General features: G+C 63.6%; 9 protein-coding genes. 4 read left to right on the top strand and 5 right to left on the bottom strand.

Annotated features, from left to right (window positions below):
* Nucleotides 1-169 precede the first annotated feature (169 nt).
* On the bottom strand, nt 170-325 hold the full coding sequence (locus AC1DS3_RS31050) for a hypothetical protein (protein WP_441640665.1): 156 nt from the start codon (nt 323-325) through the stop codon (nt 170-172).
* Between the two features lie 1,248 nt (nt 326-1,573).
* Here AC1DS3_RS31050 and AC1DS3_RS31045 point away from each other — a divergent pair.
* From AC1DS3_RS31045 to AC1DS3_RS31030, 4 genes are all read left to right on the top strand, one after another.
* Entirely contained in the window at nt 1,574-1,972 is a 399-nt protein-coding gene (locus AC1DS3_RS31045; RefSeq protein ID WP_441640666.1) for a response regulator transcription factor, read from the top strand.
* 17 nt (nt 1,973-1,989) lie between these two features.
* The gene (locus tag AC1DS3_RS31040; protein WP_441640667.1) at nt 1,990-2,217 is read left to right on the top strand and encodes an MFS transporter; all 228 of its coding nucleotides are present in this window, start codon (nt 1,990-1,992) and stop codon (nt 2,215-2,217) included.
* Between the two features lie 455 nt (nt 2,218-2,672).
* Nucleotides 2,673-8,351 carry a trifunctional serine/threonine-protein kinase/ATP-binding protein/sensor histidine kinase gene (locus tag AC1DS3_RS31035; RefSeq protein WP_477128641.1) on the top strand — a complete coding sequence of 1,893 codons (5,679 nt, stop codon included), beginning with the start codon at nt 2,673-2,675 and terminating at the stop codon, nt 8,349-8,351.
* Nucleotides 8,344-8,676 (top strand): YkgJ family cysteine cluster protein, encoded by a 333-nt coding sequence (locus AC1DS3_RS31030; RefSeq protein WP_477128640.1) that lies wholly within the window; start codon nt 8,344-8,346, stop codon nt 8,674-8,676. The genes AC1DS3_RS31035 and AC1DS3_RS31030 overlap by 8 nt, the downstream gene beginning before the upstream one ends.
* A 114-nt stretch (nt 8,677-8,790) precedes the next feature.
* On the opposite strand, the gene AC1DS3_RS31025 is transcribed toward AC1DS3_RS31030, so the two are convergent.
* The 4 genes from AC1DS3_RS31025 to AC1DS3_RS31010 form a co-directional block, all read right to left on the bottom strand.
* Nucleotides 8,791-9,417 (bottom strand): hydrolase, encoded by a 627-nt coding sequence (locus AC1DS3_RS31025; RefSeq protein ID WP_477128639.1) that lies wholly within the window; start codon nt 9,415-9,417, stop codon nt 8,791-8,793.
* 172 nt (nt 9,418-9,589) lie between these two features.
* Entirely contained in the window at nt 9,590-11,047 is a 1,458-nt protein-coding gene (locus AC1DS3_RS31020; protein WP_477128642.1) for an alginate export family protein, read from the bottom strand.
* Between the two features lie 114 nt (nt 11,048-11,161).
* Nucleotides 11,162-12,055, bottom strand: coding sequence for a glyoxalase (locus AC1DS3_RS31015; protein ID WP_477128638.1), 894 nt, complete (start codon nt 12,053-12,055; stop codon nt 11,162-11,164).
* 172 nt (nt 12,056-12,227) lie between these two features.
* The gene (locus AC1DS3_RS31010; RefSeq protein ID WP_477128637.1) at nt 12,228-12,917 is read right to left on the bottom strand and encodes a hydrolase; all 690 of its coding nucleotides are present in this window, start codon (nt 12,915-12,917) and stop codon (nt 12,228-12,230) included.
* Between the last annotated feature and the right edge of the window lie 530 nt (nt 12,918-13,447).

The following is a 13,447-nucleotide window of genomic DNA, read 5'->3' as shown; positions in this document are numbered from 1 at the left end:
TCTCCCTGCATAGGGGTCCATAGCGGCATTGACTCGCTCCTTACGCCGGGCAGGTCGAGCGATGCGATTGGGACCAACAAGCGACTTCAGTCGCTCCCCCGCAGATCGGCGCCTCGTGCCTATGGTCAATGCACACGCCGCAGMTCGCCACGCTCGTCGCTGCGCTCAATCAGCAGGGGCGCAGTTGCGCGGCGGTGACCAGTGCATCAGCCATGATTGCCCCCGTCACCGCGTCGCGCACTTCCCCCGCCACCTCGGCCAGGTTCTTGTCGCGCCGGCGCTCGTTGACATACTCCCGGCGACTTGAGCCAAACCGACCACTCACAGTGTGAGTCCGTTATACGAAAAACACATATGGATTGAGATGTTCATTGCAAATTAGTCTAGTCCATAACGCCTCCGCTACCCTATACACTCATGTCACACGTCGGCTGAGCACAAGCCGCCCGGCGCTAGGGCTGCCCTTTCCGTCTGAAAGGCTTCGGTGGTGACCGCCTCGTTGGTCGGCTAGATACAGCAGCGGCGAGGGGATACCGGTCTCTGTGGGGAAGAGTTGAGACGACCGGCACGCGGGCGAAGATAGCGCGTTCGAATGACTGTCGGAATCATCCAGCTAGGGTGACGGAAGGCCCGCCGATACAAGCACATCGGGGGGCCTTCGGCTGTCCCTTTCATCCCTCAAGAAGGATCCAGAGCATCCATCTTTGCTTAGAGATTGGTGCAGGAATAACCTGATGAAGGATCTCTGCCGCTTCACGTTTTGAACCGCTTCGCGGTTGGGCAGCCAAGGCAGGAGCTTTGACAGCGAGTGCCCTTGCTTACCGCTACCTGCCCAAAGCTTGCAATTCTCCTTACGCCCTCCTCATTMCTCGGCGATGAGGAACCGATTCGGATTCTTTCCGATCCACACCGGCGCCACCCACGCCCCGACCACGTTTTGCCAGTCTTGGGGTCTCGGTACTCCTGGTGGTGCCGCTGATCAAGCGGATGCTGGCGGGCGAGCCAGTCACCGCTGCCTGGTTCCACGCGGAGTGCGTACCCAAGATCACTGGTGCACCTGGGCTTGCTACCGCGACGATAGCTCGCAATGAAGTGCCAAGAACGGCGGACGATGCCACCAAATCGCACTGAGCCCGACCAGGCGACCGGGGCCGGCCCGACACCTCGATCAACGGGTAATCCGAGTGCGGCCATACCTTGCTGAGGTCGAACAGCCGGAGGCGGTTCCTCGCAGCAAAGCGATGTCACCGTCCAGCAGATACTCGACCTGGTAGTGGCAATACGGATTCATCGAATCCTTGGAGGGCATCATCGAAACAGGGAGCGCGCTGGCGCAGGCAAGACCGCGCATGGGAATATATCGCGCGGACCCGGTCAGTCCGGCGCGCAAGAAGGCGTCGGCAGGGGCGGCCATCTAATACCTTGGTATTAGCCGCGGCGGCCAGCGCGCGGGCGGGATCGGAGCGATACCACGGTATGATTCCATGGAATGCGCTGGCGCGTTATCCTCGACGCAATCGATGGGAGTCTCTTGCGAGCTTCGTCATCGCTCATGACAACCAAGGAGCCCCGTGTGCCAGTTGCCCCGGTGATCGCCATCGTCGACGACAATGCTTCTGTCCGACAAGCCCTGGGAAACCTGCTTCGCTCCTTCGACATGGTTGTCGAGCTCTACGCAAGCGGGAACGACCTGCTGCAATCCCGTGCCCTCGATGCCGTCTCGTGCCTGGTCACCGACGTGCAGATGCCCGAGATGAACGGCTTCGCGCTATGCGAGGCCCTGCGCATGCGTGGGCTGTCCATCCCCGTCGTCTTCATGACGGCGTTCCCCGAGGAGAGTTACCGGCAACGCGCAGAGGCAATCGGCGCCATCTGCTTTCTGAGCAAGCCGTTCATGGACCCCGAGATCATCCAATGCATCGAGAGTGCTCTCGCGCACGGCAGTGCCAAGACCCCGCACCAAAGGCGCTGACGCTGCCCGACAGCGCGTTGACCCGAGCGCACGGCACGCGCCACGAACGGTTGGCCCTGGGGCTGGCCGGCTTCTTTGCCGCCGCCTCGATCCGCGCGGCCGACACGCTGCTGCCGGCGTTGTCGCGCGACTTCGGCATATCCGCGGGCAAGACCGGGCTGGCGGTGACCAGCTTCACGCTGGCGTATGCCGCCTTTCAGATGATCTACGGGCCACTGGCCGAGCGCACGGCAAGCTGCGTGTGATCTCGGTCGCGCTGCTAGCCTGCGCGGCGGCCAATTTCAGCCAGTCGCTGGCGCCAAGCTTCCCGTGGCTGGTGGTATTGCGCGCCATGGCCGGTGGCGCCAGCCTGGGATTCGGTCATGGGTGGGGTCGCTAAGTTCCAGGGGCCCTGGCCCGCCATGAGGCCGACGGCCAGAAGCACCCGCAGGCGTGGCCGGCGGCGATACCACCGGTTGATGAGCCCATTGTGCGAACACCGTCACCTTCCGTCTACCCATACCACCGGACGATGGCGCCCCGCGCGGGCACTGTCTATGATAGAGCATCGAAGCGGTCCAACCTTCAATTGCCTAGCGCCCCATCATCGAATGATCCTGTCCGTGCCGACATCCGTCACCGGGCAAGCGTGCCTTCTCCATAGCAGCGGCGCACATCGCTGCCTGCCTCGCCCGCCTTGTCTCGCCCGGGGCATGGCGAGATGAGCGCTGGCGACTTTCCCGCCCGCTCCGACGCGCAGCCCGGCAGCGAGCGGTCCGTTGTGACACTGTCGGACTACCTCTTCACTCCCGTCAAGCAGGACGGGATCCTAGCGCTCTCGCGCGGCCGCCACCAGCATGTTGCGCGGACCATCCTGCTGGCGCACGCAGCCACCGCGGATACTGAGGTGGGGGGCGAGGCGGAGCGCCAGCTCAACCACGAATTTGCACTGCGCGACCTGCTCGATGGCGCCTGGGCCCTCAAGCCGCACACCAGCGTGCGCCGCCACGCCGGCGTGGCGCTGGTCTATGACGACCTGGACGCCACGCCGCTGTCGCTGCTGCCGCCCGGGCCGCAACCGGTGGCGCGGCTGCTGTCCATCGCCGTAGGCGCCGCCAGCGCGCTGCGCAGCCTGCACGAAACCGGGCTGGTCCATCAGGCGATCATGCCGTCCAACCTGTTCGTCGATGATACCGGGCACTGCCGTATTGGCGGGTTCGGCCTGGCGACACGACAACAATGCGAGATCGCGGACACGCTGCCCCCGCACCTCCACCTGGCCGGCGAGGCGCCCGCCTATATGTCGCCCGAGCACACCGGCAGGACACGCCACGTCCGGGACGCACGCAGCGATCTCTACTCGCTGGGCGTGACGCTGTACAAGCTCGCCACCGGCCACCTGCCCTTCGTGGCACGGGTCCCCGGCGATCTCAGCGAGTGGGCGCATTGCCACATCGCCAGCGAGCCGGTCCCGCCCCATGTGCAGGCTGCCGCCGTGCCCGAGGCGCTGTCGCTCTTGATTCTCAAGCTGCTGGCCAAGCGCCCCGCGCGCCGCTACCAGTCGGCCGCGGGGCTCGAAGCGGACCTGAGGCGATGCCGCACACTTTGGGATACGCTGGGCCGCATCGACCCGTTCGAGCTGGGTACGCACGACCAGCCCGCGGAGCTGGAGCTGCCCGGCCGCCTGTATGCCCGCGAGGCGGAGCTGGCGATGCTGCAAAACGCCTTCGACTACGTGGCCATGAGCGGCAACCACGCGCTTGCCGTGGTCACCGGCACTTCGGGCATCGGCAAGTCGGCGTTGCTGGAAACCTTCCTGCAGGGCTTGCGGCAGCGCCCAGCCTGTTGCGCGGCAGGCAAGGGCGACCAGTTCCGGCGTGAAGTGCCGTACACCGCACTGGCGGAGGCGTTCCAGGGATTGGTGCTGGAGATACTGGGGCAGCCCGACGCCGCCGTTCGCGACTGGCAGCAACAGGTGTCGCAGGCACTGGGCCCATATGGGCAACTGGCCGTCAACATGATCCCGGCACTGGAGCTGCTGGCCGGCAAGCTGCCGCCGGTGGCCACCTCGACAGGCCCCGAGGCACAAGAACATTTCCACATGGCGATGCACAACCTGGTGAACGCCTTCGCCCGCTACGATCGCCCGCTGGTGTTGCTGGTCGACGATCTGCAATGGCTGGACGCCCCTTCGCTGAGCCTGCTCGAACACCTGCTGGCCAACCCCTCGCCTCTGCCCCTGCTGCTGGTCGCAAGCTCCCGCGAAGCCACCGCGGAACTAGGCCTGCAGGTGCCGCCGGGCACACCGGAACCGACGCACGCCAGGCTGCGCCGCAAGGCCGCCCGGGTGTACGAGGTGGCGCTGGCCGAGCTCGACGTCAACGCCATAACCACCCTGGTGGCCGACACCCTGCGCGCGCGGCGACGCGACCTGCAGGGGCTGGCCGCGCTGATCCACGCCAAGACGCTGGGCAACCCCTTCTTCGTCGGCCAGTTCCTCAAGACCATGGTGGACGACCGTCTGATCGTGCGCCGCCCCGACGATGCCAACTGGCACTTCGACCTCGAAGGCATCCGCCGGCGCGACTATACCGACAACGTCGCCGGCATGGTGCTACGGCGGCTCGAGCGCCTGCCCGCGCGCACGCGCACACTGCTGGGCGGCATGGCGTGCCTGGGCCGGCACTCCGACATCGCCCTGCTGTGCGCGATCTACGGCATCGACGGGCGCGCGCTGCACGCGGTGCTGGCCCCGGCGCACGCCATCGACGCGGTGCACCAGGAAGAGCAGCGCTACGCCTTCTTCCATGACCGTGTGCAGGAGGCCGCCCACGGCTTGCTGTCGCCGGCCGAGCGCAAGCGTATCTACCTGAGCGCCGGCCGCCTGCTCGCCAGGGCCGCGCAGGCGGACGACCGCGACGAGCCCCTGTTCCACGCCACCGAACTGTTCGCGCAGGCGGCCGAGCTGGTGGCCGACGCCGGCGAGGCCATCGACGTCGCGCGGCTGAGCCTGCAGGCCGCGCGCCGCGCCAAGCGCGCCATCGCCTATGCCTCCGCCGTGACTTACCTGGACAGCGGGCTTTCGTTCCTGCGCGCGGCGGCAGCATCCGGCAGCGAAGTCCCTGCGCCGCTGATGTTCGCGCTGATGCAGGAACAGGCGGAATGCGAATTCCTGCTCGGCAACCTAGCACGCGCGCTGGATCTGGCGCTACGCCTTCTGGCGATGCCCGCCACGGCGCCGCAGCGTGCCGCCATCCACCAGCTCAAGACCGAGATCCACACGCGCCGCTCCGAGAACGCGCTAGCGGTGGAAACCGCGGTGGCCGGCCTGCAAGCCTTCGGCATCCGGCTGGCGGCGCATCCGCCAGCCTCGGCCTGCGACACCGCCTATCTCGACATCCGCGCCCGACTGGCAGGCAGCGCGCTGGAAGCGCTGCTCGATCTGCCGCCGATGTCCAACCCCGACATCGAGGCAGCCATGGCGCTGCTGGCCGCGCTGTCGGCCCCGGCCAGCTTCACCGACGAGCACCTATTCTTCCTTCACCTGTGCGAGATGCTGCGGCTGACGCTGGAGCATGGCATGACCGGTGCGTCCACCGCCGCGCTCAGCTGGTTCGGCGTGCTGGTGGGGCACCGTTTCGAGGACTACCAGGAAGGGTTCCGCTATGGACATCTGGCCCGCGAGCTGGTCTCCCGCCACAGCTACCTGGCCTACGAGGCCAAGACGCTGCTGCCTCTGGACCAGCTGAGCGTGTGGACCCATCCACTGTCGTTCTCGATCGACTGCGCCCGCGCGGGCTTTTCCGCGGGCGTCGCCAACGGCGATATCACCACAGCCTGCTTCGAGTGCTGTCATCAGGTGGCCAATCTGCTCACGCGCGGAGATACCCTGGACGAAGTCTTGGCCGAAGTGCAGCGCGGCCTCGACTTCGTGCGCCGCGCCGGMTTTCAGGATGTCGAGGAAATCCTGCTGCTACAGCAGCATTTCGTCGACGGACTGCGCCAGCCCCACTTTCCCTTGCGGCCTGCGGCGCCGGCCTTGCTGGACGATCTCGGGCCCAGCCGGACGTCGCGGGAGCGGATGTCGACGCTGGATTTCTGGCACTGGATCTACTTGGCCACGACCCGCTACATGGCGGGCAACTATGACGCCGCCGCAGCCTGCCAGCAGCGCGCCGCGGCATTGGCATGGTCGGCGCCCGGCCACATTCACCTGCTGGACTTCCATCTGTACAGCGCCCTGACGCTCGCGGCCACCGCGCGCCCCGGCGCGCTGCAATGCACGGCGCAGCGCGAACGTCTGATGGCACACAGCCAGAAGATCGACGGATGGGCCGCCGCCAATCCCGCGACGTTCGCCGACAAGTCGCTGCTGGTCCAGGCCGAGATCGCCCGGCTGGACGGAGACACCCTGGCCGCGCTGTCGCTGTTCGAGAAGGCGATTTGGCGTGCCGACGAGCAGGGCTTCATCCAGTACTCCGCCCTCGCCCACGAACTGGCGGCCCGCCTGTGCGCCGGCAGCAGCTTCCAGACCGCCGCGCAGGCGCATGCCAGGGCAGCGCGCGACGCATACCGGCGCTGGGGCGCCACCGGCAAGGTGGCGCAGCTGGAATCAATGCACGCGGGCCTGGCGGACAGTAGCCCGCAGAAGGCTTATGCGCTGGCGGGCAGCCCGCAAATCCGTGACGTGGAGAGCGTGATCCGCTCCGCCCGCGCGCTGACCGAGGAGATCCACCTGGACAAGCTGGTGGACACCCTCATGACCATTGCGCTGGAACATGCCGCCGCCCAGCGCGGCCTGCTGATCAGGCTACACGGCAGGACGCCGATCATCGAGGCGCGCGCCCACACCACGTCCAGCGGCATCCTCGTCGAGCTGGCGCAGGACGCGCCCGGGGMCGATGACCTGCCCATCTCCATGCTGAACACCGTAGTCCGCACCGGACAGCGGATCATCGTCGACGATGCGAGCGGCCCCAACCCCTTTGCCATCGACAGCTATTTCCACCAGCAGGCGCACGGTTCGGCAATGTGCATCCCGATGCTCAAGCGCAACGAGCTGATCGGCGTGCTTTATCTGGAAAACCGGCTGATCCGCGACAGCTTCACCGTGGCACACACCAGGGTGCTGGAACTGCTCGCCGCGCAAGCCGCCATCTCGCTCGAGACCGCCCGTCTCTATGACGCTTTGCTCGCGGAGAATGCACGGCGCGAACGCGTGGAACGGGCAATGCGCGCGAGCGAGGCGTCGCTGGTAATGGGCGAACGCATGAGCCACACCGGCAGTTGGCGCTGGGACCTGCGCCAGAACGTGTTCACCTGCTCGGAGGAGCTGTGCCGCATCTTTGAGTTCGATGCGGCGCAGTCCGTGTTCCTGCTGGAGGATTTCGCTGCGCGTATCCATCCGGACGACCGCGCGGTGGTGCTGGAGATGGTCGATCTGCACGTGGCGGAAGAACGCCCGATCCGCGTGGAATACCGCATCGTCAGGAGCGATGGCGAGATTCGGTATCTCGCTTCGATCGGCAAGCCGCTGTCCGTCGACGGCGATGCGCTGGACTACGTCGGGACCGTGACCGACGTCACCATGCGCCGGCAGGCCGAGGACGCGCTGCGCAATGCTCAGGCCGACTTGGCACGGGTGGCCCGCGCGACCACGGTAGGCCAGCTCACCGCCTCCATCGCGCACGAGATCAACCAGCCGCTGATGTCGATCGTCTCCAATGCCGGCGCCAGCCTGCGCTGGCTCGACCGCGCCGCGCCCGAGATCGGCAACGCCCGCGAGGGCCTGGTTGCCATCGCCAGCGAAGGCCAGCGCGCCGGGGACATGATCCGCAGCCTGCAGGCGCTGACGCGCAATGCCGCGCCGGTGCTGGCGGCGATCGACATGCACGAGGCGATCCGGCACATCCTGGCCATCGCGCGCAGCGAAATCGAGCGGCGCCAAGTGTCGCTGCAGCTGGCCATGGATGCTCCGTCGTCACAGGTTTTCGGCGATGGCGTCCAGATCCAGCAGGTGCTGCTGAACCTYGTGRTCAATGCCGTGGAGGCGATGAGCGAGGTCACCGACCGCCTGCGCATGCTGCGTGTCGCCACCGACATCGTCGAAGGCGTCTACCTGCAGGTCAGTGTGGAGGACACCGGCACTGGCATGAGCAACGACGCCATCAAGCACGCCTTCGAACCGTTCTACACCACCAAGATCAACGGCATGGGCATGGGGCTGGCCATCTGCCGCTCCATCGTCGAGGCCCACAATGGCCGCCTGTACGCCGCGCCCCGCCTGCCGCACGGGTGCGTGTTCGCCTTCGTCATTCCGCTCTGTATGCCGAAGCCAGCGGCTGACCAGGGCACGGCCTCCGAAGCGCGGCGCCGGTGTCAGCCGCCGGAGGATGGCTAGCGACGATCCCCCTGTACGGCTGCGCTTTCCATGCGCTGACCGGTGTGCAAGCTGTATTGCTCCATCTATGTCCAGTCCGATTCCTGGGATGCCTTTCGGGAAGGCCGCAGGCGAGACGTGCGTGCAGCTTGACGGCGACATGCGGTGCAAGATTTTTGGTCATCCTGACCGTCCGCCAGTGTGTGGCTCGCTCCAGCCAAATATAGGCATGTGTGGAGACGGTCGAGCATTGGCTGCGTGGCCCGTGACCGGGACGAACTCCACAGCGGTCGCTGCAGGATTTGTGCTGGCCCCGATCACCACCGATTCACAACAGCACAAGTGACAACTTACAAAGCGGCTGACCGGCCAGGCAAAAGCGAATACACCCCGAGACGTACGGGCCAGCCGCTTTCAGCCTCCCGACAACGTGAACCTCTGCCTGGCATTGTGGAKCAACTTATGCTGGCTTGATCATATCCCGCGCATATGCCAGGCCGGTGCCATAGCCGCCCCCGTGCTCGACAACAATTGCCCTAGCTTTTTCGTACGTATCATGGCGCGTCCAGTCCCTTTGGAATTCCAACAGCAGTTGCAGCCACGATGTCATGACGGCGCCAGCCGACGCCATACGGCGCAGGGCCAGTTCGTGGCTGGTCGGCGTTAGACCGCCGCAAGCATCCGCGACAACAACAACTTGGTAGCCTTCCGCCAGCGCAGACAGCACTGGAAAGCTCACACAGGCTTCAGTCAGCATTCCTGCGATGACCAGCGTTTGCTTACCGGTGACTTTCACTGCCTCTCGGKCGGCATCGTCCTCCCAGAGATTCATGTTGCGACGTTCAATCGGCGCGACATTCGGCAATACCTCACGGAATGCAGGCATTAGTGGGCCGCTATACACCTTCGTAGCGGATGTTGAGGCGACGACGGGCACGTCGAACGCTACAGCGGTCTTCGCGAGCGCGAGCCCATTGCTGCGCAGGATCTGCGGGTCTTGCGAGCCGGCGGCAAATGCCAGGCCTGCCTGTTCGTCAACCAGGATCAATGCGCAATCGGCGGGTTCAAGCAACTTGAGTTTGGACATGCTCGTCTCTCCTTAATGAAGGTAAATCGGGGACGACATTGGTATGACGGCGCCCGTGGAAAAAAGGATGCGAAAGCCGCCGTCGAAGAAATCGACGGCCAGCCCTTTAGACTTTGGTACCGTATTGTCACGGGGTATTTCCCGCCATGCACTCAATGACAAACGTTCGACACTACCAGCCATACTTCAACTCGAKGCCGACATAATCGGAGTTTCGACCGCCTGCACTTCGCAGCGCATTGCCGGCCTGATAGTGGACGGCTTCAACAGCGCTTGTCAGCGTTTTGGTCATGGCCCAATCCGCGCGCAATTGCAGGTAAGCACCGGTCCAATGCCCTCCTTGTCCGGCCGTGCCCGGTACGGGAGTGCTCGGCTGTTGATAGACAGCATCAGCCGTAGAGTGACGCCACTGAAGGCCTACGGCTCCCAGCAGCGTTAGGTCGGCTTTCGGCTTTAACGTGATGGACGGCTTCAGATGGATAACGTTGGAGTATCCTGTGTATCCGGCCAACGTGAAGTAGTAGCCGTTGGGAAACAACGGATTGAACGTTCCCGTCGACCCATCCTTCGAATGCCGATCCCCAGAGGCCATGTCCAACTGGATGCCGATGCGAGGGGACCATGGAGAAGCAAGGGTGTAGCCGAACACGGATCCCAAAGCCCACGCTGATATGGATTTCGTACCGACGCGGCCGGATTGATACATCCCCTCGACATCCCAGTCGACCGCCCCCCGCTTGCCCGAGTACCGAAGGTCGTACACATTGCGGTGTTCGCCGCCCGATGCGTCGATGTAACTTGCACCGGTCTTGTTATACGCCGAATAGTAGCCAGACAAATCGCCCGGGCCGACATCCTTCCGATCGAACCGTACACCGCTAAAGGTCAAGTGCCTGTTGGAGACATCATCGAACACGCTTGCCTTGCGGTTCTGCACGGGCTGCGTCAGATAGCCAAGGAAGCGCCATTTATCCAACTCGTAGTCGACCCATACCGCATCGTAGGCCTGCCGCACGTTTGGGCCGTCCCGCACTGAGATGAACCGCTGCAAATCGAACGCCATTTCTTGGCGGCCTACACGAAACTTGAACGTGCCGGGGCCCAGTGGGGAAACCCACGCGACAAAAGCCTGCTGTACATCAACGGGATTMCTGTCCACTGCGGACACAGAGTCCTTTCCAAACACACGCGCATCTGCGAGCTGGGCAAAAAATTGCAGATGCCGTCCCAGCCTGACGTCTGCGCTCACGTCCGCACGCTGCAACAGATAACTATCAGCCCTGCTCGTACCAATGCCGAACAATGGAGCGTTGTTGTACTCAAACCGTTCGCGAAGATTTGCGCCCAGCGAAAGGTAGGAATGGGGATCCCCACCAAGCGGGACATACTTTAGATCGTCAAGAGGCTGCCGCGGCACGCACGGGTCCGCCAGCACCGACCAATCCTCTTGCCAGCGGTTGAACAATGGGATTGGACGGTCTGCGCCGCAAACAATCTTCGCGTCTTCTGCGTGGGCTATGCCTGCCGTTGCCAAAACCGCCAGAACTACCGCTGCGTAAGCAATAGGTCCCAGTCGGCTTGTGGAAGCAGCCAGGTGTTCTGCAGCCCTTGTTGAAGTTACTTTATGCATGTCAACCGAAACTTTAAACACGTTGTATCGCGCCACCCGCTCCGTCTTATGCACTTGCTAGCCCTCCAACCAGTGGCAAGCATGAGCTAACACAGCCGGCACCAGGTGGTGGTTTCAGCGTCGAAGCGCATGGACTTCTGCGATATAGCCTCCCGGAAACTCGACGACGGCGGCCTCCCGCTGCTCCGTTGAAAACGGGCCGACCAACACGACGGCACCGGATGCGCGAGCGCGCGACAAAGTCGCGGATAGATTCCTGATCTCGTAGCCTGTCGACTCGTGGCCAAAGGGAAACGGGAGATGGCCATCAGTGACTAGTACGGTCGTTTTGCCGAACTTCGATTCCATGCGGATGCGACGGTAGCTCTTAGTACCCTGTCCGATTTCCACTCCAGGGGCATTGCATTCGTCCGCCACAACGTCTCCGTTTGTGRACGCGATGTAGCTTCTTACGAACGCGTTTGCTCGATCCGGCGAGATGTAAACTCGGCTCTCCGGCACGGTCTCGAGTTGTTCGTAGTTCGGTGCCTGTGTATGCCAGTAGAGTTGCATGCTTACCCCGCCCGGCCACTCGATCACGGCATCTTTGCCGATCGGATCGGGGAACGCAGCCACACTGACCCCTGCGCCATGGTGTCGCGCGAGTGAAATGGCGGTATCAAGATCTTTGACAAGGTACCCGTGTCGCTCTTGTCCAAACGGATAAGGAATAGGTGTCTTGAAGCCGAAGACCGAGACGGTTCCGACCGGGGTATGGACGATTTGGGACGTCGCCATGCTTGGTGTCGGGGTTACCTGCAGCACGGTAGTTCCGGATTTATGGCCGCCGAATGTCGCGATAAAGCTATCAGAAAACCTCTCGACATCCGCGGGCGCCACATACACATGGGCGGTGTCGTATTGAGGGCCCACGCCCTGGTCCAAGGTGACCGCTTGCAGCGGAACAACGGGCGAAGAAAGTAGGGCACTTGCCAAGTAGCAAGCGCGAACCCGCCAAGAAAGTGTCATATGAGTCTGGAGCGCAGGAACGGTGTCGGCAAGGACATACCCGACACCGTCACCAACTTTGAGAACTGCAATCGGCTCGCCGTTGAGATGCTCTGTGCTTCCTGCCGGCGTAGGCCAATCTCTGCTTCACCGAACGACAATCCRCGTCCCGTGGTCCAGTAGAAGCTTCGGTTTAGCGGCGAGCCGGAACCGGAGCGATGGACTCATGCTTTGTTTCGGTCCKGGGAGCAGCCTTGTGCACCATGGTGTAGGCGTAGTCGACACCCATGCCATAGGCGCCCGAGTGTTCCTTCACCAGCTTCATGACGGCGTCATAGGTGTCGTGGTGGGCCCAGTCGCGTTGCCATTCGAGCAGCACCTGCTGCCAGGTCACCGGCACCACGCCGGCCTGCACCATGCGTTGCATGGCGTAGTCGTGGGCTTCCTTGCTGGTGCCGCCCGAAGCGTCGGCGACCATGTAGATCTCGTAGTTGCCTTCGAGCATGGCGCACAGYGCGAAGGTGGTATTGCAGACCTCAGTCCACAGGCCGGCCACGACCACCTTGTTGCGGCCGTTGGCCTTGAGCGCATCGCGCACCTTCTGGTCGTCCCAMGAGTTCATCKAGGTGCGCTCCAGCGTCTTCTGGTCCGGGAACACGTCGAGCAGTTCCGGATAGGTGAAGCCCGAGAACGACTCGCTCTCGACGGTGGTGATCGTCGTCGGGATATTGAAGATCTTTGCCGCCTTGGCCAGGCCAACGACGTTGTTCTTCATCGCCTGGCGGTCCATCGACTGGACGCCGAAAGCCATCTGCGGTTGATGGTCGATGAAGATCAGCTGGCTGTTCTGCGGGGTGAGGACTTCAAGMTTGGGATTGGACATTGCGTGCTCCTGTTGGGGGCGAGAGTATGGGCTGCCGCGGCACCGGCCGCCGCGACAGAGCCGCGTCGGGGCGGCTAGGCATAAGGGCCGCGACTGGCGTTTTTATCCGGATTGCGACCTGACGCAAGAATAGTCGGCGCTGTCGGCCGCGGCCATTGTCGATTCGTATTAGTCGTGCTCAGCCTTGGTTTCATCGCGACGCCGCCAGGCCGTGCCACAGCAAACGGGAATAGCTTCGCCGGCCCTTGCGGCGTGGGGAAACATAGGGCTGTGTGTGACTTTGATGTGGCGCAACCTGCATACTGGCCGGCTGGGGCTGGTTCCAAGATCCACGCCGAACTAACCCCATGGTATAACTACTCAGGATCCCGGCAATGTGCTGTAATGCAAGGTTTTGCGGGGGTCATGCCAAATTGGCGTGAGTGGGCCTGCCCAGACCCCGCGCACCGATGAGTGCACTGGAGATTGACTGTGACAATCAACAGCTTCGTAACCGCGGACACCAGTGCGAGTGATGAAGCGATGGTGCT

It is taken from the genome of Cupriavidus sp. 01L46, from assembly GCF_056399905.1.
The sequence above is the reverse complement of the archived record's forward strand: the minus strand, read 5'-3'. Positions and strand labels throughout refer to the sequence as shown.